The organism is Methanospirillum stamsii, assembly GCF_003173335.1.
Lineage (GTDB): Archaea > Halobacteriota > Methanomicrobia > Methanomicrobiales > Methanospirillaceae > Methanospirillum > Methanospirillum stamsii.
The window spans coordinates 1-22,519 of sequence record NZ_QGMZ01000042.1; the positions used below are offsets into that span (position 1 = coordinate 1).

Below are 22,519 nucleotides of genomic sequence, written 5' to 3' on the forward strand. Positions count from 1 at the left end.
TATGATCTATTTACGCTGTGGGAAACTCAATTTTGACTTACCCACTTGAAATAGCGAAGAGGCGGAGTCTTTTCCCTTCGATACACATGGAGGCTGTTTATGCGTTCAAGAGAAGCATTAAGCCATTGTTGAGCTTCTTCGATTGATTGAAATGAGCTCCGTTCTCCGAATGCGTTCCTCCGGATATAACTGATGCTCTCTTCATCTATACCCTTTTCATGAGGCGAAACAGGATTACATACTTCATAGGAATAACCATAATGAGATGCAAATCGAAGGTAGGAATCCTGGAATCTTTTCCGGGAATAATCATAGACCGCTCTAAGATTGTCATAGTATATATACCTAGGAACTGCCTGAATTGCACAAAAGAATTGTATATGGGCATCGATTACTTCTTGCTGGGTCTCATGGTAATACAATCTGGCGAATCTGAATAATGACCAAGTCAGGACCATGACAGCCATGGAAACCTTTGTCCAGATACCCTGGATTTGAAGGCTGACTTCACACTAGTCAAATTCTGCTCGGTATCCGGGCTCAGGATTCTGGAGAATGTAGACTTCACGGGAACGATGTACGGTATTCCAGTCAGCAATGATCTCCCGAACGGAAGAATAACCAATTGAATATCCCGTCTGTAACATTTTGTCATATATTTGTCGGCCATTCATTCGCTGTTTCCTGGGGCGTGTAACGTTTTCCTCTAACATTGAATGAATGAAATAGATCATTTCATCGGTTATTGAACGGCGAGGCTGTTCGATTCTCCGCTCTTTTGGGAGTATTTCGTCCCGGAAGCCGGATCTGACCTCATTATATCTTCGGATATACTTTTTTATGGTATTATGGGAAACATGCATTTCCCTTGCTACCTGGCTGTATGAACCGCATCGATTGTAGGATGCGATGATCGTCTGGATGTCTTCCATCGTTTTCACCTGCCTATCCCCTCCTGTTACATGCGGAGGGAATTGATCTGTGTCTTTAAATAGGGTGGTCAAAAACGAAGTGGCGCGAATTTATATTCCCCTGGTCAGGAATCAAGTGGCAATAACACCATTTCTCATCGAATTGAACTTCATTTGTCTGAGTGGGAAAATCAACTAATTCACCATGGATTAATTGAGCATGTTTCCCTGACTTTTGTGAAAGTCTGGCCACTATCCCTAAACTCACATCTGTCAATCTACTGGTTTTCCGTATTTCACATCCCTCTGATAGATGTTCCATAATCGAAACCGTTTTTTCGTGCTCAATTTTTAAGTTGAATAATACAATGCCTCTTGTTTCAGAAAATCGATAACCACAAGACCTGCATCGCAACATTCGGTTTCCATGACCACCAGATGTTCCATTCATTGGAAGATTTCCTAATCCTCGTTTTACATAGTCAGGACAATCTGGGTTTTGACTGCAAAAGAGATGAATATCATCTGTTTTGAGGGAAGATTTTGATTGCATTGGTTATTTATTAATTTAATAAATTATTGGATTTATTATGTTTTTTATATATTAAGATCATATCCCTATAAAAAAAATTATCATAATGAAAATAAAAGATAATATACTGAGTCATGAATATAAACGAACCTGACACATTTCTGGCAACCTGATTTCAAAAGATTGATCATTCATCAAACTAGGAAAAAAAGATCCAAGGCCTGACAGTCATCCGTAATCATCCCTTTTTCCAATCAGTAAAAGAAGAATCCTTCCATCTTTTACTTATCAATGCGGGATATACGATACTGGATATCGGTTGTGGAATTGGTCAGGATGCAAGAAATCTGGTACATCTGTGCAGTCCTGAAGGAAATGTAATCGGTTCAGACATCAGTTTTTCTGTCCTTTCCAAAGCCCGAAATGATTATGCCGGACATAATATTTCATTTTGTCAGATGAACGGGCAATATCAGGCAATAAAAGATAACTCCTGTGATGCCATTAGGGAAGACAGGGTGCTCCAGCATGTCATTAATCCGAAACAGATTATTCGGGAGATGTTCAGGATCTTAAAACCCGGTGGTAGATGTGTTCTTTTTGAGCCGGATTGGGGGGCTTTTCTGGTTGATGGCTATGGATCATCCCGGATAACAAGAGATATCCTGGACTTCTGGTCAGATAAGTTTGCATGTGGTCATATCGGAAGAAAACTTCGGAGGATGTGTCTCTCTGTTGGATTTACTGATCTTGTTGTAATTCCAAAAACATACATTTTCACGGATCTTGCAGAAGCAGAAAGCATATTTACTCTCTCTGAAAATGCCAAACTTGTTGCGATATCAGGCATTGTAACGGCAGGTGATGCAGAAGAGTATATCCGGTTTCTATGTAATAGGGATAAGGAAGGGAAATTTTTCTGCTCTTTCACCGGATATCTGGTATCTGGTAAAAAACCGGAAAATATAAAAAATTACCGAATTTTGCAACACTTTTTGATTTTTAATGAAGTTAATATATATTAATTAACCGAACAATATTCAATGGTTTAAGGAATTTATCCTGGATACCAATTTGACAATCAGTAAACTAACAATTCGGAGATTTAACCAATTTACATGAATAGAATGAACGCATTTGGATTTTTCTTAATCAATATTCGAGTAATAAATCTTCTATTTTAAAAAAATGATTGAATCTGAACCTGATTTAATATTTCCTATCAAATTATCCTTAAAAATAATACGCGTATAGACGAACGCTATTCCCCTATCTTTTTTGATCCAATATATAAGGTGACTAAATATTATCTCTGATAGCGGCCGTTAGGAAATGAGGTTTTCTTAAGATTCAGTCAAAATAGACAATAATTTCCAGCCCAATTTAGATCTCTATTAGTTAATACCCTAAAACCTATAATTTGCTCATTAATCTTAAAAATAAACGATATTTATATAATGAAAAGATATCACTTTCAATATGAAAGGTAGTAATGGCACCAGATTTCACCAATTTTTTAAGAATTTGTTATATCTCCTATTTTTACCTAAAAATGAATTATTAATATGTTCAATGAGCAATTATTATCTTCATAGTAATATTCCCAAAAAAGATTACAATCACAGGATCAACTTATATATTTCATTCTATTTTTTTCATATCATTCGGAGATTACAGATATTTTATTATCTTTCTTCTCAAATCTAAATCTGGATTTGAAAACTTGAATGCAATCGTTATATTAATCATAGCTTTTTGTGTTTTTGCTTTGGCATACCGCTATTACGGGCTGTTTATTGCGACCAGGGTGCTCGAACTGGATGAGAACAGAAGGACTCCGGCAGAGTCATTTAATGACATGCATGACTTTCACCCAACAAATAAATACGTACTCTTCGGGCATCATTTTGCTGCAATAGCCGGAGCAGGACCATTGATTGGACCTGTCCTTGCCGCTCAATTCGGGTACCTTCCCGGACTTCTCTGGATTCTTATCGGTGCAGTAGTAGCCGGAGCGGTTCATGACATGGTAGTGCTGTTTGCTTCGGTACGGTTTGATGGGAAAAGTCTCTCCCTCATCGCTGGAGAACTCATTGGAAAGAGAGCCGGACTTATTGCATCGCTTTCTATTTTGTTCATTCTCATGCTTACCCTGGCCGGATTGTCCCTTGCGGTTGTAAAGGCACTTTACATGAGTCCGGTAAATACTTTTACCGTGCTTGCTACCATTCCGATTGCTCTTCTCATGGGAGTTTATTTGTACCGCTTCAGACCTGGTGATATTCTTGGTGCTTCACTCATCGGGCTGGTCCTTCTCATCATTGTCATTCTTGCCGGACCACTTCTTGGTCAGATACCATTCATCTCAACATACCTTGCCCTTGGTGAGACACCACTCCGGATTATGATTCCGGCATACGGGTTTATTGCGGCTGCTCTTCCGGTATGGCTGTTACTCTGTCCACGGGATTATCTCTCTACTTTTTTAAAGATTGGTACTATCCTCATTCTTGCAGTTGGTGTATTCATCATCCAGCCAGAGATCCAAATGCCAGCTGTTACGGAGTTCTTCAATGGTGGAGGTCCGATAATTCCAGGGTCAGCTATTCCGTTCCTCTTTATTACTATCGCCTGTGGAGCACTCTCCGGGTTCCATTCAACCATCGGCACCGGAACAACTCCGAAGATGATATCAAATGAACGCGACATTTATTTTGTGGGATATGGAGCCATGCTCATGGAAGGATTTGTCTCGATCATGGCCCTCATTGCAGCCTGTGCACTCATTCCGGCAGATTATTTTGCAATCAATGTGGCTCCTGCAGTATATAGTACCTTAGGAATGGTTCCGGTCCAGCTTCCGGAGCTTGAAAGCCTGATAGGAGAGGACCTTTCAGGACGAACCGGGGGTGCTGTATCCCTTGCGGTTGGAATGGTATCAATTTTTGCCCGGATACCATTTTTCGAGGGTCTTTTATCGTATTGGTATCATTTTGCGATTATGTTCGAAGCGGTCTTTGTACTTACTGCAGTAGATACCGGGACAAGGGTTGGAAGATATCTTCTGCAGGAACTGCTTGGACAGGTGATTCCAAAGTTTCATGACCGGAAATGGATTCCTGGTGTCATCATATCAGGATTTATCTTTACCTTTGCCTGGGGCTATCTTCTTTACACCGGTGAAATTTCTACCATATGGCCATTATTTGGTATGTCAAACCAGCTTCTGGCCGCAACCGGACTAATCATCGGGACTACGCTCCTCATTAAAATGGGAAAACAAAAATATATGTGGATAACAGCAATTCCAGGCCTTGCCATGATACCAATAACCTTTTATGCCGGATACCTGAATATCCTGAATTATCTTAATATGAATTCTCCACAGGGATATCTTCTTACCGGAATATCTATAATTTTGATGATTCTTCTATCACTTGTTCTTATTGAAGCAATATATAACTGGTATGATCTAATATTTTCTGAAAGAAAAGATCCGAGACAGCCAACTCCGGCTCTATTAACATAAAAATTTTTCAGGATTTGAATTATCAAATCCCATCCCGGTATTGTTACTGGTTTTCAATTTTCGGAACGATCCAATTATTTAGTATTTTATCCATATCTGGAAGATAAATTCTCATAATCAGATGGAAATCATCGGATCCGACCGGAAGCCAGTTATTCTCTAAGTCACTTTCCGGGTTTTTATTCTGTAACAAAATATCAAGAGATCCATCCTCGCTATAGGTAACATTACTCCGGTCATTAATACAATACCGGTTAATTTCATTTGGAATCAGAAATGAATCACTCCCATAGGCAGTTATCGACCAGAATCCATCTTCAAGTACCGGAGGGAGCATCCCTTCATCAAAATGAAGAATATATTTATTTTGACCGTTCAATTTTTGTTTATCCGTATCAAAAGCAGCCTCCGGATAAATTGCAACAGATATGGGATTGGCTCCGAACGCCACCTGGGCAATAATTGCACGGTATGGATAATCCGTTCCCCATTCTGCAATAGGAGAGGGATAATATACCCAATCACCTAATTTTTCTGTGAAACTAAGGTAATAAGGACTCAAAACCGGATTCATTGAATCCAACATCTGGTTCCATTGTACCGATGCATTTTGTCCAAGAATTTTTTCATCAAAGACAAGTCCGGGACCAACATTGATAGATTTCATCTCTTCCATCATAGGAGTATCTTCTAAAGAAGGGGGATTAGAAATCATCAGGCGATTAGCAGTCGAAAAATAATCCTCCGGAGACATATTGGAGACGTGATCCCCTGGCCGGAAGTTATTGTCTTCGTTGTAACTCCCTTTTGGTGGAATATATGGTTCATTATTCAGATAATTTTCCATCGGAACGAGGAAGAGCTGCTTTTGTATTTCTTCGATATTGGAGAGGTCATCCGGACCGTTGCATACTATCCGGATAATTATCCATCCTATATCGGTTGGAATAGAAATATGAGTCATACCCTCCGGAATATCTTCCATGAAATTTCTTCCTGTAATCAGACAGATTTCTTCATCATCTGGATTATCCGCTCCACCTCCGGAACCTATGACATCAATGGTATTACTATATGCATCCATTACTTGTGCTGAACAAAACCGGTCGGCTTTTGGTTTGACAAATACCAGAACTGTGGAATTTAAATCAAGGAATGCCTGAGAATATAGCGTATCTACATTTGGTGATACGACATTTCTCCAGTCTGCATTTTTCAATTGATCATCATGTTGGAACTGGTTGATTGGAGCTTGTTCACTTGTTGGTACTACGGTATTAGTATGTTCTTTCATTGTGGCATCCATCAGGACAAGTGGATAACTAAAAATATAGGCATCTTTTACCTTCTCCCAGATTTCAGTTGAATTATTTTCTGGAATATCTTCAGATACTAATCCCTGTACTATTTTCGGAGGGATCCAGGAATTCTTGATTTTTTGAAGGTCGGGGCCATAAATCCGAAGATTTATTCTGAAATCTCCTGTGCCAACCGGAAGCCAGTTATTTACCATATCATCACCAGGTTTTTCGGCCTGGAGCAGAATATCAAGTGAACCGTCCTCGTTATATGTCACATTACTCCGATCATTTATACAGTACCGGTCTATTTCATTTGGAATGAGGAAATCATCACTGCCATATACAGTAAAAGACCAGAATCCGTCATTGATAACCGGAGGGAGCATGTCTTTTTCAATGTGAAGGTGATATTTGTTTATTCCGGATAACTGCTGACCTTCTGAATCTGTATCCGCCTCCGGGTAAACAGCAACATACATTGGATTTGCACCAAGACCCTTGATAGCAACCAGCCCACGGTATGCATATGCTGACCCCCAATCTCCTATTGGTTCGCCATAATAGTTCCAGTCACCAAGAGCGACCATATATTGAGCCGTTTGTTTTGTCAGGGTCAGTTCGATATTTTCCACCATGGAATTCCATTTATCAATTCCTCCGGTTCCAAGAACAGTACTATCAAAGATAAGTCCGGGACCTACATTGATGGCCTGCATTTCTTCTAGCATGGGACCATCAACCGATGCCGGTGGATTCCTTAACATGATGCCATTGGCTGTTTTAAAGAACTCATCCGGTGACATATTAAAAACAAAATCCACCGGATTAAAATTATACTTCGGATTATATGATCCAATAGGTGGAATATAAGTCTCCTTATTCAGATAAACATCAAATGGAATCAAAACCGTTTGATTTTGTATCGCTTCCACATTTGGCATGTCATCCGGTCCATTAATTACCGTCCGGATAATTATCCAGGCTATATCAGTTGGTATGGTAATATGTTTCATGCCGTCCGGAACATCACCGGTAAAATCTCTTCCGGTAATCAGACAAATAACTTCATCCTCTGGATTATCTGTTTTACTTCCTGAACCGATAACATCAATGGTATTTGTATATGCATCCAGAAACTGGATCGAAGAAAATCTTTCAGTCTTTGGTTTAACGAAAATAAAAGCGGAATTATTGAGGTCGAGAAAAGCACTCGAATAAATATCATCAACATTTGGTGAAACAACAAGTTTGTTATCAGCAGTAAACTGCAAATTGCTGTGAACCAACTGATTTATCGGCGCTTGTGTCGTTGTCGGTATCTCGGTGTTGGTCATTTTTTTCATCGTAGCATCTACCACAACAAGAGGGAAGCAATACACATATGCATTCTCCACAGTTGTCCAGAGATCAGAATACTTTTCTTCATAAACACTCTCACTATATACACCACATGAAAACAAAAATAAAACGAAGAGAAAGCATAAACAAATCAGATTAATGGTCTTTTTATCCATAATAATGAATTACTTTACATCATCATAATTTAATATATTTTGTATATCATAGGATGATCTCAATTTATGCAAGAAAAAAAATAATGACTATACCTAATTATCAGTATTACAAACAGATATCTATAGAAATTTGCTTAAAAAAACGCTTTAATGATATTAATAATCGGAAATACTTTAAATGTATATTTTTTGTCACCTTGCCGCCGGACTAATTATTGGATTTTTTTTATTCTGGTTCTTTCACGATTCAAAGCTTATTATTCCCGCTGCAATCGGAGGAATTGTTCCGGATATTATTGACAAACCCATAGGTCACCTTTTGCTCCAGCAATCTCTTGATTATGGAAGGATTTATGCTCATGGTTTGTCATTTTTTGGAATTATACTGATATTAGGGATTCTGATTTGGATACAATATCGTTCACTGGTTGGGATATCATTTTCACTTGGTCTGCTTACTCATCAGCTTCTTGACCGAATGTGGAACGAACCGGAAAACTGGTTTTATCCATTCAAAGGAAATTTTGTCCCTATTCCACAAATCGATTATATTGATAATGCAATAATGAAGGAATTATTTAATCCATATGAATGGCTTTTTGCATTATTGATAATCATGATTCTGGTGTCCTCTTTTTTTATGATACGAGTAAAGAAATATAAGTCATTTTATCGAAAATTACAAATTACCGGATTGTTCTTTTCTATTTGTTGTGGGATTTCCGGATTCTTTTTGTTTTTTTCACAAAACAGTAATATTGGGATGATACTGACCAGATTAAATCATCAAATTGACATTTCACTTGCATCAATAATTATGATACTAACTGCTTTTTTTGCTGGTCTAATGTTATATCGAAATCGGATTTTAAATAATAAAGAAGCATCATAATCCAAACCGGACTTAATCGTTTGTTATTGGAAATCTAATCCTGACCGAATAAATCCTTGCGGTGAATCAATATCCTGTATATAATTCAGTATCAAATCAGCCGCCTCATCCGGAGACAATACTCCGGTATCAATGGTTAAATCATAGGTAAAAAGAGGATTATATACTTCATTATAGAGTCCGGCAGCAAGACCAGAAAGTCTATCTCTCCGTTCCTGTTCACGCTTGACTACGACATCCAGTTCTGGCTTTATTCCAAAAAAATACACTGTTTCCTTGGATAATAAGTTAAAGTATGGGACAATTCGGTTTTTATCAAATAATACTTCATCAATGATAAGGAAATATCCCTTCTCTGAAAGCATCCGGTAAAAATGTATGGCGGCTTCATACACCGGATACATGTAAGGGGATATGGCAAGTTTTGCAACTTTCTGGCCGTTTGATTCACTCATGGCTACTTTTATTGCCTTCTCATCATAAGGGGGGTAATCACATTTTTCCGGAAAAGCAGTCTGAACCATAGTGTCAAGTCCATATAAAAGAAGTACTCCATCAAATTTTTCCTGTAATTTTTTTCCGATAGTGGTTTTTCCAGAAGAAGATGTCCCATTGAGGAGAATAATCATGCGTACAGATAATATTCTTTAACTTAAGAGGATATTGTTCTGATTTACCATATCCTGAAAAAAATTTGAGGAAATTTTTTCCCCAACAATTTTATGGATAAATATTTATAATATATGGAGTTTACAAAACTTTATATCTCGCTACTTAAATTAAATCTCATGGAAGATAGAAGAATACTGTTCATTAAAAAGATCTCAGTAAATGTTAGATTTTTAATAATTGCATTATCGGTTATTTTTTTTATCCCTTCCGGATTAGCAGTTACTTCTGAAGATAAAATTATCTATGATTTACCTTTATTCGATAATTATGGCCCGGCATTTGCGACATGGTCCGGAGGTGATGTACCACTAGGAACTGCTCTACTTAAAGGGACCGTAACGTTCGATAAAGATAATTATAATCCGGGAGACAAGGCGAAAATTAAACTGGATATGGCTTTTAGTGCTACTATCATTGCCGGAGAGAATGGAGCATTAATGGATGAATTAGGATATGATACCTGGATGCTGCATACAGAAGATTTTCTGGGATTTGATGTTGAACTTGGTGATATCAAAGGTTCAGAATTTATGGGTATCGGAAAAGGTCAGGAAATCCCTCCCCTGATGGTTCGAAATGTCTCTCATACGTATTATTATGAAATTCCTGATTCAGTAAATCCGGGGACTTATAATGTTTATGCCTTTATTGATAACTCTGAATATCAGACAAATCCGGTTAGAATAACTATTAACGGAGATTCAGGATATACAGAAAGTTCTTCTTTTAAGGAAGGATTAAATGGCTTTTCAGGTATGGTCATATCAAAGAATTTTGATGAAGAAAATGGAGAACCTATAGAGATTTCAGATACTTTTCTTACAACCGATGAACGAATTTGTGCTTTTGTAAGTTTTTCCCCATTATTGTCCGAATCAAAACTTGAATGGCATTGGTATGATCCAACTGGATATTTGTTCATTGAAGATTATCTTCAGGCTGAGGAGGGATGGGACTGGGCATGTTACTATATTGACATACAGGATTATGAAAAACCAATGTTGCCCGGAGAATGGAAAATTGATTTTCTTTATGATGGCGAGATTTTAGGTTCTCAAATATTTACCTATAAAGAAGATATAGAAAAATAAATTTTTTTACTTTAGGATACCGGATACAATTATGAAAAAATTAGAATATTATGATATGATAAATCTTCGGTGTTCTCTTGCCTTAAAGGAAATTGGTCCGGAGGTAATTTCCTTACAGGAAATTGAATGTTCTCCAAATACTGCTATAAATTCTTCTATTTGACCTCCAGTTTCAGAATATTCGCCTGAGTCATAAAGATCTAACACCAGCCGGTTTTCTGGAGATGGAGGCCAAACAAACTCAGAAGGTAACCGAACCGTGTAATGTAGAATTCTGCTGGAATCCATACTATGAGGAGGAGGCCAGATTTTTCTCTTAACCTGGGGGCTTTTCTCTGAACTTAGCCAGAGATTGATATTTAATCGTCTACCTCCATCAATGGGAGTTGAAATCCTGATTCTGGCTACGGGAACTGGTTTAGGAGGTATTGGATCAATTATAAATGCTCTTCCTAATTTTTCTCCAAATATCCCTGTTTTTTTCGAAATATCATTATAAGAATATGTCCCGAATCCGCCATTACCATATCTGTCTCCATAACTGTTCACAAAAGTAAATGTAGAATTGGAATTATTATATCCGGTAATTGCAATTACATGAGGTCCATCTTCAATTTGAACGGGGTGATTATTAATAAGCCATTTTTGTATTTCAGATACTGTTAAAGGTATTTCTGTGATATCTTTTGATAGTCTGTAATTACACGCTTCATTTACACCATCATATGTCCAATTACCAGTCCATCGTAAATCAGGATTGGTTATCTCAGTACCCTCAGTTGTACACCCAAATGATTGTTCTATCCATTTTTCTTCTCCTGCATCGGTTTTTTTAATATGATACCTTCCATCCGGACTCATTATGCATTTTTCTTTTTCCCATAAATCCCGTCTTATATGTAAAAAAAGTCCTAAATTTAAAGATAAATTCGGAGAAAATGGACAGACAAGATCATTCATTATGTCCCAGATTGCAAGCATGGAATAACCCCAACACCCTGCTCCACCCTGCCATCTGATGTACCTGATATGTGGCGACAAATCTATAGAATTCGGTGGCATGCTCAGTTCCTCATTTACGGTTTTTCAAAATCTGCGCCTGCAGAAGTAAACCAAATTCCGGGTACTCCTGTTGGAGAAGATTTACCGAAATCTACTTCAATAGAAATTCCAAGTCCATATTTCATTTCAACTTTGTTTGCAATCTGCCATGTATTTGCATTATCTAAATTTGTGCTGTGATCTCCGGTAAGTGCCAGATTGTTAAATTGTAAATCTGGAATTTTTATACCTCCATCATATACATGGATAGATACTATTTTGGAACTCAATTCAGTTTTATAAAACACAAAAACCTTTTTTACCATTACACGTTTATTATCGGTTATAACTGGTGTGGGAATCGCAAAATGAAACCATTCTTTTCCATGGGTATGAAAAATCGCTGCATACCCCTTATATGTTTTTGAAATATAGTACCCTTCATTTTGTGGTTTTATACTGGTACCATGAATCCAGGATGCAAAAATTGACATTTATTCCCTCCTTCTAACTTAGCAATGAGTCCAGGATATTATAATTTCAAATATCTTTTTTGACTCAATGTTATGATAACCTTGAGGTACCTTATTTATTTGCCAAGCGATCCTGAACTGCAAACATTTTTATATCCTAGATAAAGGTCCAAACTTAATTCTTGAAAAAATTTATTTTAAAAAAGTCAAAGAGAAAGTTTTTTAGAATCCAATTTTGAAAAATTTCGGTACCTTTAAAATTGAATTATTATCAATTTCCAAAATTTTTCAATTTATTCATTGCATCAATCACCATCTCTGGTGTTACCTCAAAGGGTTCACTTGCCATGAAATTTTCCGGACTACATGCCACTTTAGCAACTTTTATGATATCATCAGGAGTTAGTTCCTGATTACTGATGTCGCGTAAAGAAACCGGAAGTCCTATGCTCAAACAGAATTTTATTACCTCAGTTATCTCTTCCTCTGGCCTGTTTTCAAGAATCAACTGGACAATCGCTCCAAATGCAACCAATTCACCGTGATACATATGATGACAATTTGGAAGTATGGTGAGTGCATTATATACTGAATGGGCACAGGCAAGACCATTACTTTCAAAGCCGACACCGCTCAGGTAGATATTTGCTTCAATAATATTCTCAAATTCTTTTGACCATTCTTTCTTATCTGCAGAGGTTTTAGCTTTCAGGCCATCTCGGATAAGAAGATCATAACATAATTTAGCAAGAGCAAAAGAGGTATTTGTGGGTTTTCCACCAACAAAATTCTCATGTCCGGATGCTTCATTTGCCCGTGCTTCAAAGTAGGTTGATAGTGCATCACCCATTCCTGCAACTAAAAATCGGACCGGAGCGTTTAGGATAATGGTTGTATCAACAAGAACAAGATCCGGGTTTTTAGAAAGAAGAAGGTTTCCATCAAAAACATGGTCATCGGTATAGGTAACTGCGATTGCACTGGTCGGTGCATCGGTTGATGCAATAGTTGGAATAGAAATTACCGGACAATTCTCATAGAATGCTACCCCTTTGGCAGTATCTATAGCTTTTCCACCTCCAATACCAACAACTGTTTTACAGGAATGAGTATGGTATATCGTTCTGAATCGTTCGATCTCATTTTTTGTACATTCTCCGTTGAATTTTTCAAATATCAGGATTTCAGATTTTTTGTAACTTTCATTAATAAGGTTTTTCAGATGAGTGTGGGCAAAACCTGTCATAACAAATAGGATTGGTCCATCAAAATGTGAGAGATGAAATTGAATGTTTGATAACTCTCCAGGTCCCTGGATATATTTTAATGGTGATGCCAGTACTTTGGGAATCATGCTTTTAGTAATTAGGATCTCAGGATAGATGTGGATATCCTTTTTAATATTTTAGTATAAGATGAGAATTATAAAAAATCTGCGAGAGAAATTAGGATAATTCTCCCGGATTTTCCATGATATCTTTTTTAATCTGGCGCTCTGAAAGCCATTCGACAATCAATCCGATCCCATGAAAGAGAGGGTTAACCGGGACATCAAAAAAATAATGCACCTCATTTTCAAACCATCTTTTATCATTCCAATAATGAAAATCACAGGGTGAAATAAGTTTGAGTTGTTTAAATGAACTCCTTTGGCCGTGAAAAATGATAATATCTTTAAGCGAGGGACCTTTTCTGTGGTTATTCCGGAGTGAAACAATGAACTCTTTTGCTATCTTCTCAATTATCTTATGGTTTTTCTCTTTTCGATAAGAAGGTAAAGGATCCGGAGTCACCAGACCTAATTTCCCCGCGATTTCAAAACCCCAGAATTTTGCTACCATTTCCATGTATTTCAGAACATCTTTATGACCGAGTATTGCCGTTGTGGTGAGAATAAATGCTTTTTTGTCAAAAAAACGGGGACGGTGAAAATTATATGAGAGACGGTCGATAAAAACTTTCATTTGTCCGGAAACGTTCAAGGCATAAACAGGTGATGCAAAGATGATGGCATCAGCTGATTCCATTTTTTCCTTTATCTGAATAGCATCATCATGGTAGGGACAGGACTCCTCGCCACGGGTAAAACAAAGGCAACACCCAGAACAGGGATGGAGATTTGCATGGTGTAACCAGAGATATTCAAACTCAACAGAAATTTCTCTTTCGATGGATTGACGAAGTTCCTCACATGCCCGATATGTTGTTCCCTTATGAGGACTGCCCATGATGACAAGTATATACATAATATCTTTCAGGGTCTTTCGAATATAATAATATAATTAAATCTGCTTCCAAAATGTCCTACTTCAATCAGTCCCACTTTTTTAGCATATTCCCGGACAACAGATGCCCGCTGAAAATGAGGATCCCGGATAGTCTCTTCTATCAAAATTTTCCCTCCGGATTTTAAGGCATTATATAACTCCTTCATTGCCGTTTCGCGTTCAGGAATTTCTCCAAGAACGGTTATCATAACTATCCGGTCAAATGAATTATGTTCCAGTTTTCCTTCACCAATTCCACCTTGTAGATACTTAATGTTTGAGATACCCCTTTTTTCAGATCGTTTTCTGACTTCCTCAAGCATTTTTTCCTGGATATCCATTGTCGTTACTACTCCATTCGGAGCAATACGTTCTGCAAGGGGAATTGAAAGTCGGCCGGGGCCACAGCCAGCATCAAGAACACTCATACCTGGATTTACCTGAAGATGCTTAATGGTTTTTTTTGTCCGGGAACTTATTCCTTTAAAAGATGGAGGATCCAGCATCCATTTCATCCAAACCGGGCATGGCAGAGAACGCCGTTGTGAACTATAACGCCAAGCCAGAGAAAACAGGATGATTGCAATGATGAGAATAAATGTTATGAAAAGTATTTGAATCATCCGATATATTGTTGATGTATTTGTACTAATAAATACCTGTTAATACTGGAATCCTTATTAAAAAAGGTATTTTTTAATCAGGAAAATTATCAGAAAAATGAATATAAAATATTTTATTAAAGACTATCTTTTTTACTTAAACGATAGCTACCGGACTATCCATTCTTCTCTGAAGCCCCTGGATACTTCCTGGTGAGACAAGCCAGGTAGTACTATTTGAATAACTATATCGCTCAATTAAGAATTCAGGACAGATCTCAGAGAGAATAGCCATGTTTGTCCCGACTTCTTTTGAGGAGAGCCCGACATCCTTCGCGATATATTTGGATTTCAAAAAGCACCGTCCATTATGAACCTGTTCTTTCAGATAATTGATAAGGGTAATCTGGTTCTCATTATACTTGGCACTGAATCTGCTTTTTGGATACATGTTAACCTCTGTTTTTTTATTTTAGAAAAAGACAACAAACCCGAAGTGTAGGAGGAATCCCCCCGGGATTTATCAGGGGGTGGGGTTAAATCCTTTTCTGGTTTTTTTCGAAGAGTTACGGTGACACCCGGACAAATCTTTCAAGGCCGGGGTTTATGAGCATGGGTGTATAGCATTGTAGGAGGACATGCTGAATACCTATTCAATTCCCGGTACCTGGAAAGAGTAAAGCACATATGATTCTGGTATTACAGAATCAGGGATGTGGTTTGACTTTAGGTCTCCCCGTGACATACAAGTGTTAGATGAAACAGTGTATAAGGACTGTAGATAAAACCGGTGAATATCAGTCTGAAATTATTTTCCCTAATTATATCCTATCAAATTCTCTATTTATTAATAATCTGGTTGATGATTCGAAAACAGGGTCGTTCAGAATGGTTGTAACAGCTCTGAAAAATAATTCTATAAACAAAAGTTTTCTGGTTTTCTATTAAAAATTGTCTAAAATTAAGAAAGTTTCATTCGTTGCAACCGGTTGCAACTGGTTTAATTATAGGTTTATATTATTTTTTCCCATTTTACTCATTTCACTTTCACCCTGTTTCACTGAACTTCTTATACCACTACTATCAAGAAGTAATCAAATGACCTATCATAGTAAAAACTTTATCACCATTCCGGAGAATTCTTTTTCGATATTTATAGGTACCCGCCTTTTCCTGGCCGAAACGATTTCTGACATCCTCAAAAAATGTAATCACCGGAAGATATTATATGTCTGCTCTAGTGCGGATAGGTCAAATCTCCTCCACATAAATGAAGAACAAAACAGGATAGAAATCAGGGAATTGAACAATCCGGTTGATATTTTAGTCGTAGTAGAAAATGATCCGGTACGGTTTATGGTTATTGAGTATAGTCCACAATGGTTTGATGAAAACCCTGAATATATCTTACCATTCGGTCATCTCTGCAGGGAACGATCAAAAAAAAGACAGGAAGTACTTCTCATTTCTCCTATCTGGGATAAGACAATTGTTGAACTTGAATCAATTGCAGATAAATTAGTTTTTATCCAGGATACTTTGACATCACCAAATAAAAACATATGTAATATTTCACAAGTTACCCTTTTTGATACTTCCCAGGTAAGAGAAATATGCAAAATTCCTTCTCGTAAATATGGTCAACAGGTATTGGGTACGTAAATCCATGTCGATTGTTCCGAAAATAATCATCAGGGATTAATAAAAAGAAAAAATAGAGTGTTTAGCGATTATTCAGTTGAAATCATTACGTGTTATCTCATTTTCCTGGATGTTATGTAATCCGTATTGTATACTGCCCGCTGTCTTCATTATCTTCAACCAATATTCTGACGGTCTTTACACTTTCACCAGAATTCTTATCTGGAGAATAATAGCCTATGATATATGTTTGGGTGATGACTCCCTTTATTCTGTCAAGTATTGCTGAGAAATCATCACTGTGAATATCAATAAAGAGACCACTACCCCCAAGGGATTTCACCAGTTCCCGCATATCATTATTCAAATCAAATGTTCCGGCAACTGTTGTCGGTCCTACCAGGATGAAACTGGCACCATTAGTAAGAAGGTGCCCGGCTGTTTCAGGAATGGTATAATTGGAGAATGGGGTCCCATCTTTAACATAATGAGTTGTGCTATCGGTAATGTCAAGAATCATGTGTTGTGCATCAGGCCTGAATCCAAATTCAAGGGCTTTTTCAATAGCGTCCAGGTTTACTTCCGGATCATCGAATCCCTCACTCGCATTCAGGCTTTCAATTGCATTTTTAATTATTGCCGGATCATTAGTCCATTCCTGTTTCACTACTACTGTGTCTTTAAAGGTGATGAGTGAATATCTACAGTCAATATTTGCTGATATGATTCGGTCGGTCAGGTCATTCACCTTTTCTTTCATATCTTCAATCTCATCAACGAGGCTTCCGGTATCATCAAAGATAATAGCCAGATCAAGATTCGTTTTCTCTGAACTATCAGTGAATGTGAATGAATCAATATCCATTAGTTCCCCGTTTTCGTATACCTGGAAATCATCTTTTGTAAGATCTCCTACCCTTCCGGAAGAGGTATTAACGGTGACATATGTGAGGATATACGGGAAATTCACTGCATTAATTCCGGTTATATCAACAATGGATCTTCCAAGTGTACTGATCCCATCAGTATCCCGGATAATATCTGTATCCAGTTCTTCGGACACGGGATTCAATGGTGCTGTTCTTGAAATTCCATCCTGTTTCAGGATGGTAAATTGTCCGCTATCTGTTGTCGGCCCTACCTGAACTTCCAGGGTGACTTTCTTTCCTTCCGGATAAAATTCCGGCGTATAATAACTGATAGTATAGGTTTGTGTGATGATTGCCTGGATTTTGTCGAGAATGACAGAGAATTCATCACTATGGATATCAATAAAGAGACCGCTTCCACCAAGGGCCTTGACCAGTTCTTTTTTATCTGTATGAACATTGAACTGACCTGATACTGAAGCTGGTCCGACGAGGATATAACTGGTACCGTTACTCAATAAATGACTGGCAGTTTCCGGAATAGTATACTGCGAAAACGATGTTCCATCATCCCGGTAATGAGTCATACTATCCGTGATATCTATGATCATATGCTGGGCATCTGGGCGGAATCCAGATATGAGGGCAGTTTCAATAGCATCAAGGTTTACTTCCGGTGCATCGTCTCCACCGTCAGCCTCAAGTCTGTCAACGGCATTTTTTATGAGTGATGTATCAGATGTCCATTCCTGTTTAACTGATACAATATCGCGAAAACTGACTAATGAATATCTACAGTCAATGTTTGCAGATGCAAGATTATCTGTTAATTCTTTGACTTTAATTTTTATGTCAGATATCTCCTCGCTCATACTTCCGGTTTCATCAAAGAGAATCGCAAGGTCAAGTTTAGTTCTGTTTTTTTTGTCCGGGAATTTAATTGATGTTATCTCCATCAGATTTCCGTTTTCATATACCTGGAAATCTTCTTTGGTGAGTTCTCCCTGTTTTCCCTCCGGTGTATTCACGGTGACATAGGTGATTACATTCGGAAAATTCACCGCATTTATCCCGGTGATTTCAACAACAGAGGTTCCGGGTATGCTAAGAGGGGTGTCTGTTGTCGGTAATACATTACTACTGGTAGCAACCACACTTGCAGAAATTATTATGGTTATTATGCATGCGAGAATGAAAAATATACAAACCTTTTTTTCTTTCATGAGAATTCTCCGGGTAGATTGTAAAAAACCAGATATATTATGCCACACAGGTATGAGTGACTACTATATCTCTTGACATTTCACAGGGTAATCATACATGACTGTGCATATATATTTTGATTCGCTCTGGTAAAGCTCATTATATCCGTTTAAAAAAATAAAAAATTTTTGTTGTTTTTCGCGATTTCAATTAATTATCAAAAAGAAGGTGTTAATTATCATTAACGAGAATAGATTTGATAACAGAAGGTTTTGCTGCATGCCTAAAAAAGTTTTTTTCTGTATTGCAAATCAGGATATGAATGATATTCGTATCAATATAGTCCGTTCGCATAAAATTACTCATGAAAACCATGGAGGATTTTTCCCTCCATATCTCTGGGAAGCTGCTGCGAAATCCGGAGATGATTCTATCAGAAAATTGATAGATATGCAGATTCAGGACTCCTCAGTTTCTGCTGTCCTGATTGGCACTAATACCTATACTCAGCGATGGGTGAAATATGAAATTTTCCGGAGTATGAAAAAAGGAAATAAACTTCTTGGGATTCACATCAATGGTATTGAAGGTCGGGATGGACGAGGTAAGTCTCTTGGGCCGAATCCCTTTAGTTATCTTGGATTTTTATATAGTCCGGATGGCACCGAATTTATTCCCCATGAATATGTTAATGAAGAATGGGTTCCTTTCAAAGATATCCCTGCATATAAAGTCAAAGAAGTCCCTGAGCAACACCGTAATAAAATTATTACCTTAACAAAGATTGCTAAAACCTATGACTGGGTAGCAGACAAAGGTCCGGCCAATTTTTCCCGATGGATAGAATAAAATCGATATATCGTTTTTCCTTTATTTTGATTAATCAGGAAACCACATATATTATTTAAAACTTATTTAAACCAGGTAATTTTTAAAATTAGTCTTTTTATTCATGGTTTCTGTATATGGTAAATAGCCATAACAAAAAAAACTTACTGCTAATCATAAGATTTATTTCCCCTTTGTCACATCATTATTAGATAATGAGATTCTCATTCATTGCTGTTTTTATCATAATACCTATTCTCACTTGCAGTATCAGTTCTGCAGAATTTACCGGAGAAGAATATTATACATCCGGATTAGAGACATTTAACAACAAATACTTTGAAAAATCTATTGATCTCTTCAACCAGTCAGTTAACGCTTATGATATGGAAGGAAAATCAGTCGATGCCAGAAAAGCCCTTCATATGAGAAACCGGGCGACATGGATGCTGGTTGAGATGTCTTTAAATACAACACAGGCAAGGGAAGTTCTGGCAGCAGGTCTTCCAAACCTCTCGGAAGAGGAACGTGAGCGGTACCTTGGACCAGGAGAATCTATTCAGATTGTTTCTGATGGACAAATCAGGTATTTTATTGGAATTGCGAATAATGCTGCTTATCACAATAAAACTCTCCTACAGGAAATCTCCCGATCACAGAATCATTCAGAAGCCTTTGATGAACTCTATCCGGTCATTACTAATGAACCCCAGTTAGATGGATCATATGGAAACCCCCATCGGTTCCAGGCAAATAATACCCTTAACATTCCCCGGGAATATCTGCCGGATTTCGGAACTCTTCAGGTCTGGCTTCCTCTTCCTGTTGAACTAGGAAGTCAGAAAAATATTTCAGTAATACAACTGGAACCTGCAGAATATGTTAAATCTAAACCGATAATCACCGGGGATCATGGTCAGGTATATTTTGAGATCCCCTTGGATAAAATCAATGATAAGTATGTGAATGTTTCAGCAGTTTATGAATTTTCTACCTTTGAACGTCGTCATATGGTTGATCCGGAACTTATTGGCCCATATGATACCACCAGTGAACTCTATAAAACATATACACGGTCACAGCAGAACATAGAAATTACACCGGAGATTGCTGACCTTGCAGAGGAGATCGTTGGCGATGAAACAAATCCATACCGGATGGCAGAAATGATATACTGGAACATTCTCAATACCTATCCCTATAGTAATGTTCCCCATACATATCTTGCCGCATCAGAAATTCCGGAGTCGACCTATATGTATGAGACCGGATATGGCGATTGTGGCACTCAAAGTATGTTCTTTTGTGCCCTTTGCCGGTCACTTGGAATTCCAGCACGTTCTGCAGGAGGTTACCAGTTAATCCCGGGTCTTGCCGGACCCCACTTCTGGGCAGAATTTTATATCCCCGAATATGGCTGGATTCCGGTAGACATTACCATTGCAGGTAGTGCTGATTCTGCATTTGATAAAAACGAAGAGGATCTGAAACAATATAAAACGTATTTCTTTGGAAATATGGATCCCTATCGGTATACCATTCAAAATGACGTTGATATTCCACTCTTACCGGATCCCGGAGATGAGATAATCTTTTCAATGGTTCATCAGACCCCGGTTGTTGTCTGTATGGAAAGCCGGGAGGATGTTGAACTGATTGGGATGGGATACCGGACCATTACCTTTTCTGAGAACGATGAATCATAAAAAACTTCGAACATTTGATTTTCGTAAATGGAGTTTTAATAATTCTTATCAGATACTATGATCAAAAAAACCCGGATATTGTTTATCAGCACCCATAATGCTATTCGTTCACAAATTGCTGAGGGTTATCTGCGTTTTAGATATGGAGATAGATTTGAATCATACAGTGCAGGAACACAGCCATTACCTATTCACCCCATGACAATCGAGGTAATGAACGAATTAGGAATTGATATATCCGGACAACAATCAAAGGAGATTTTTATTTTTCTTGATAAAAATATAGATATAGCGGTCTTACTCTCTGATAAAGCATCATATGCCTGTCCGACGTTTCCTGGTGCTACAAATACTATCCACCAGGAATTTTTTAATATCTCATACCATGAAGAGAGAAAAAGTTCGTTTAAAAAAGAAATTCTACTCCTTCGAGGTGAAATAATTACGTGGATTGATGAAAACATAACTGCCGGAGGACTTTTTTACTATATCTAATTGAAAGTCCCTTTTCAATAATCCAATTTCTATGAGAATAACTCTGAATGTTATTATTTTACCTGTTTCAGAGTGAAAATTTATAATTTTTCATGAAGATTAAGTGCTATTCCCATCCGGATATTTATCATACCTTCAACATATGCCCCGGTTTTTTTCAAAACCAGACCTCTGTTATACCATGCCTCCGGATTATACTGATCAATCTCTATCAATGATCCATAAGTCTGGATTGCTGCCGGATAATCACCGAGATATTCATATGTTCTGCCTAAATTCATAAGGGCAATTCTATTATCCGGTTCTTGTTTAATCACTTTGTCGTAGAGATATAATGCAATATTATACTCTCCTTTGCCCAGGGATTCATTTGCTTTATGAAGGATTTCTTCAACAGCTGCTTTAAGCCTTTCCTGATAATGAAATGATGATGATATTGTACATGATGCCATAATGATCTCCTCCTCTTTTAATATTTCCAGTTTCAATCCTGGATTTGCAAACGCTGAGCTTTATGATGAAATTTTTCTATTACTCCAAACGAGGATTGTGTAATTCCTCTTCCATTTTTAATTCATCAATCCAGGATTATTTTAAAATATACTTCTCAAATATTAATCATTTGCAGTTCATGAATGCCATCCGGTGATGCAAAACATGACTGTGGGCAGAATTGCATCATAAGTTTGCAATGTAATTATGCCATACACAATTGCCATGCAAAAGGTGAAACTCACGAAATTCTTAATTAAAATACCCTTTCTAAACCTTCCATAATATCCGCTTCTTTATAATTGTCAATGGCGGCTTAGTTTTCCCCAATCTCGGCGGGATCAAATTCCCCAGTTAGGGCGGAATAAATTCCCCAGTGCGGCACCAAGGTTCAGTCACCCGGGTGTCGTTCATGTTAACCGAGGAGGAAAACCTAATGCTCCACGATATAGCACAAGAA

21 protein-coding genes are annotated in these 22,519 nt (G+C 37.6%); 8 read left to right on the forward strand and 13 right to left on the reverse strand.

Annotated features, from left to right (window positions below):
- Window positions 1-26 precede the first annotated feature (26 nt).
- From DLD82_RS15625 to DLD82_RS18730, 3 genes are read right to left on the reverse strand one after another with little or no spacing between them, the layout of a single operon-like run.
- Window positions 27-467 carry a DDE-type integrase/transposase/recombinase gene (locus DLD82_RS15625; RefSeq protein WP_109942064.1) on the reverse strand — a complete coding sequence of 147 codons (441 nt, stop codon included), beginning with the start codon at window positions 465-467 and terminating at the stop codon, window positions 27-29.
- 45 nt (window positions 468-512) lie between these two features.
- Window positions 513-932, reverse strand: coding sequence for a helix-turn-helix domain-containing protein (locus DLD82_RS15630; protein ID WP_109942065.1), 420 nt, complete (start codon window positions 930-932; stop codon window positions 513-515).
- A 55-nt stretch (window positions 933-987) separates the two neighbouring features.
- Window positions 988-1,464 (reverse strand): helix-turn-helix domain-containing protein, encoded by a 477-nt coding sequence (locus DLD82_RS18730; RefSeq protein ID WP_181391484.1) that lies wholly within the window; start codon window positions 1,462-1,464, stop codon window positions 988-990.
- Between the two features lie 266 nt (window positions 1,465-1,730).
- On the opposite strand from DLD82_RS18730, the gene DLD82_RS15640 reads away from it, so the two are divergent.
- Together DLD82_RS15640 and DLD82_RS15645 are read left to right on the forward strand one after the other, a co-directional pair.
- Window positions 1,731-2,468 (forward strand): methyltransferase domain-containing protein, encoded by a 738-nt coding sequence (locus DLD82_RS15640; protein WP_281268019.1) that lies wholly within the window; start codon window positions 1,731-1,733, stop codon window positions 2,466-2,468.
- Window positions 2,469-3,166: 698 nt separating this feature from the next.
- A complete protein-coding gene (locus tag DLD82_RS15645) occupies window positions 3,167-4,972 on the forward strand; it encodes a carbon starvation CstA family protein (protein WP_109942068.1) in 1,806 nt (601 codons plus the stop codon).
- A 43-nt stretch (window positions 4,973-5,015) separates the two neighbouring features.
- Here the strand turns inward: DLD82_RS15645 and DLD82_RS15650 are convergent, their stop codons facing one another.
- Window positions 5,016-7,667, reverse strand: coding sequence for a DUF1254 domain-containing protein (locus DLD82_RS15650; RefSeq protein ID WP_181391485.1), 2,652 nt, complete (start codon window positions 7,665-7,667; stop codon window positions 5,016-5,018).
- 298 nt (window positions 7,668-7,965) lie between these two features.
- Here DLD82_RS15650 and DLD82_RS15655 point away from each other — a divergent pair, with 298 nt between their 5' ends.
- The gene (locus DLD82_RS15655; protein ID WP_109942070.1) at window positions 7,966-8,679 is read left to right on the forward strand and encodes a metal-dependent hydrolase; all 714 of its coding nucleotides are present in this window, start codon (window positions 7,966-7,968) and stop codon (window positions 8,677-8,679) included.
- Between the two features lie 23 nt (window positions 8,680-8,702).
- On the opposite strand, the gene DLD82_RS15660 is transcribed toward DLD82_RS15655, so the two are convergent.
- Complete coding sequence (locus DLD82_RS15660) at window positions 8,703-9,308, reverse strand: phosphotransferase-like protein (RefSeq protein WP_109942071.1); 606 nt, start codon at window positions 9,306-9,308, stop codon at window positions 8,703-8,705.
- 159 nt (window positions 9,309-9,467) lie between these two features.
- Here DLD82_RS15660 and DLD82_RS15665 point away from each other — a divergent pair, with 159 nt between their 5' ends.
- Window positions 9,468-10,442, forward strand: a complete 975-nt coding sequence (locus DLD82_RS15665) for a hypothetical protein (RefSeq protein WP_146199835.1) — start codon at window positions 9,468-9,470, stop codon at window positions 10,440-10,442.
- Window positions 10,443-10,490: 48 nt separating this feature from the next.
- Here the strand turns inward: DLD82_RS15665 and DLD82_RS15670 are convergent, their stop codons facing one another.
- The 6 genes from DLD82_RS15670 to DLD82_RS15695 all read right to left on the reverse strand — a co-directional run bounded on the left by DLD82_RS15670 (window position 10,491) and on the right by DLD82_RS15695 (window position 15,276).
- On the reverse strand, window positions 10,491-11,504 hold the full coding sequence (locus DLD82_RS15670) for a hypothetical protein (RefSeq protein WP_146199836.1): 1,014 nt from the start codon (window positions 11,502-11,504) through the stop codon (window positions 10,491-10,493).
- Window positions 11,505-11,518: 14 nt separating this feature from the next.
- Entirely contained in the window at window positions 11,519-11,977 is a 459-nt protein-coding gene (locus DLD82_RS15675) for a DUF6623 family protein (RefSeq protein WP_109942074.1), read from the reverse strand.
- Window positions 11,978-12,227: 250 nt separating this feature from the next.
- Window positions 12,228-13,310 (reverse strand): glycerol dehydrogenase, encoded by a 1,083-nt coding sequence (locus DLD82_RS15680; protein WP_245920472.1) that lies wholly within the window; start codon window positions 13,308-13,310, stop codon window positions 12,228-12,230.
- A gap of 91 nt (window positions 13,311-13,401) precedes the next feature.
- Window positions 13,402-14,202 carry a flavodoxin family protein gene (locus tag DLD82_RS15685; protein ID WP_109942075.1) on the reverse strand — a complete coding sequence of 267 codons (801 nt, stop codon included), beginning with the start codon at window positions 14,200-14,202 and terminating at the stop codon, window positions 13,402-13,404.
- Between the two features lie 8 nt (window positions 14,203-14,210).
- Entirely contained in the window at window positions 14,211-14,846 is a 636-nt protein-coding gene (locus DLD82_RS15690; protein ID WP_109942076.1) for a class I SAM-dependent methyltransferase, read from the reverse strand.
- A 136-nt stretch (window positions 14,847-14,982) separates the two neighbouring features.
- Complete coding sequence (locus tag DLD82_RS15695) at window positions 14,983-15,276, reverse strand: DUF7123 family protein (RefSeq protein ID WP_109942077.1); 294 nt, start codon at window positions 15,274-15,276, stop codon at window positions 14,983-14,985.
- 647 nt (window positions 15,277-15,923) lie between these two features.
- On the opposite strand from DLD82_RS15695, the gene DLD82_RS15705 reads away from it, so the two are divergent.
- The gene (locus DLD82_RS15705; RefSeq protein WP_109942079.1) at window positions 15,924-16,487 is read left to right on the forward strand and encodes a hypothetical protein; all 564 of its coding nucleotides are present in this window, start codon (window positions 15,924-15,926) and stop codon (window positions 16,485-16,487) included.
- Between the two features lie 112 nt (window positions 16,488-16,599).
- On the opposite strand, the gene DLD82_RS15710 is transcribed toward DLD82_RS15705, so the two are convergent.
- Window positions 16,600-18,558 (reverse strand): VWA domain-containing protein, encoded by a 1,959-nt coding sequence (locus DLD82_RS15710; RefSeq protein WP_109942080.1) that lies wholly within the window; start codon window positions 18,556-18,558, stop codon window positions 16,600-16,602.
- Window positions 18,559-18,817: 259 nt separating this feature from the next.
- Here DLD82_RS15710 and DLD82_RS15715 point away from each other — a divergent pair, with 259 nt between their 5' ends.
- The 3 genes from DLD82_RS15715 (at window position 18,818) to DLD82_RS15725 (ending at window position 21,567) form a co-directional block, all read left to right on the forward strand.
- Window positions 18,818-19,387, forward strand: a complete 570-nt coding sequence (locus DLD82_RS15715; protein ID WP_109942081.1) for a TIR domain-containing protein — start codon at window positions 18,818-18,820, stop codon at window positions 19,385-19,387.
- Between the two features lie 194 nt (window positions 19,388-19,581).
- Window positions 19,582-21,072, forward strand: coding sequence for a transglutaminase-like domain-containing protein (locus DLD82_RS15720; protein ID WP_109942082.1), 1,491 nt, complete (start codon window positions 19,582-19,584; stop codon window positions 21,070-21,072).
- A gap of 57 nt (window positions 21,073-21,129) precedes the next feature.
- Window positions 21,130-21,567 (forward strand): arsenate reductase ArsC, encoded by a 438-nt coding sequence (locus DLD82_RS15725; RefSeq protein WP_245920474.1) that lies wholly within the window; start codon window positions 21,130-21,132, stop codon window positions 21,565-21,567.
- 80 nt (window positions 21,568-21,647) lie between these two features.
- Here DLD82_RS15725 and DLD82_RS15730 read toward each other — a convergent pair whose 3' ends face one another.
- Entirely contained in the window at window positions 21,648-22,019 is a 372-nt protein-coding gene (locus DLD82_RS15730; protein ID WP_146199837.1) for a tetratricopeptide repeat protein, read from the reverse strand.
- Between the last annotated feature and the right edge of the window lie 500 nt (window positions 22,020-22,519).